We start from the raw sequence: 1,489 nt of genomic DNA on the forward strand, positions 1-1,489 counted from the left end.
CCATGATTTCGGAGGAACCGTACCGACCCGCCGCGGGTGCCGGGCGGGATCAGCCCGGAATTGCTTCCATCAGCGGCCGGATGCCGATCAGTGAGATCACCCGCTTGATGTTGTAGGCGAGGACGTGCAGCGCCATCTCGGTGCGGACGTTCTTCAGCCGCCGCGTCAGGAAATGGGTGGCGCCCATCCAGGCCTTGATGGTCCCGAAGGGGTGCTCGGCCGTGCACCGCCGGAGCGTCATCGGGTCGGGATCTCGGCGCAGGCGTTCCTGCATGTCGTCGACCAGGTGCTCGTGCTCCCATCGGGTGATCCGGCGTTCCTTGCCGCTGGTGCATCGAGACTGGAGAGAGCAATGCTGGCAGTCGTTGATCCAGTAGCGCGCGACCTTCAGGCCACCTTCTTCCCGCGTGTAGCGGTATGTCAGTTCCTTGCCGGCGGGGCAGCGATAGACATCCCGGTCAGGCTCGTAGTGGAAGTCGGCCTTCACGAACATGCCCTTGCTGCGGTTGCCTGAGGTTTCGGGCCGGGAAACGGTCGTGGTGATGCCTGCCTCGTGGCAGGCCAGGATCTCGGCGCTGCTGAAATAGCCCTTGTCGGCGATGGCGTGCAGATCCTCGCGGCCGAGCGCTTCCTTTGCCGCCGTCGCCATCGGGCTCAGTTGATCGCGGTCAAAGCCCTTGTTCGTGACCTCATGTGTCACGATCAGGTGGCTCCCGGTGTCGACGGCGCTCTGGACGTTGTAGCCGACGAGGCCGCTTCGGTGGGCGCTGGTCGCCATGGCGCGGGCGTCGGGATCGGTCAAAGATATCTGGCCGTCCGGCGCGTCCGCCAATGCCTCGTCCATCGCCTTCAGCCGCTCGATCTCCTGCCGGATGCGTCCGTACCGAAGGCCGAGACGGGACACCTTTTCCGCCCGAGCCTCGCCTTCCTCCTGGCGGTCGATCCGGATCATCTCCTGGATGTACCGCTCCACGTCTGCCTCGAGATGGGCGAGGCGGCTGGCGATCTTGCGCTTGGTGAAGTTGCGGTCGCGATTGTTCACGGCCTTGAACTTGCTGCCGTCGACGGCGACGCAGTCGCCCTTCATCACCCCGATCCGGCGACAGAGCTCGACGAACTGGGCGCAGGTCCGGCGGATCGCGGGGCCATTGTCGCGTCGGAAGTCCGCGATCGTCTTGTGGTCGGGTGCAAGCCGACCGGTCAGCCACATCACCTCGACATTCCGACCCGCTTCGCGTTCCAGCCGTCTGCTCGACGGGACCCGGTTCAGATAGCCATAGATGAACAGCTTGAGCAGGACCGAGGGGTGATAACCCGGACGACCTGTTCGCGCCGGGGCCGCACGCTCGAAACCAAGACCCGGCAGGTCCAGTTCATCGACGAAGAGATCAACCACTCGAACAAGGTGATCCTCGCCAATCCAGTCCTCCAATCGGTCCGGAAAGAGCACCGTCTGACTCCGGTCGATACCCTCGATGAAACCTGCCAT

At 64.3% G+C, this 1,489-nt stretch carries 1 protein-coding gene; it reads right to left on the reverse strand.

Annotated elements, in window-relative coordinates; genetic code table 11:
- Positions 1–49 precede the first annotated feature (49 nt).
- On the reverse strand, positions 50–1,489 hold a 1,440-nt coding region (locus tag ACFQ2S_RS24760), incomplete at its 5' end, for an IS1182 family transposase (RefSeq protein WP_386079423.1).

The sequence above is a fragment of the Tropicimonas aquimaris genome (assembly GCF_042676185.1).
Lineage (GTDB): Bacteria > Pseudomonadota > Alphaproteobacteria > Rhodobacterales > Rhodobacteraceae > Tropicimonas > Tropicimonas aquimaris.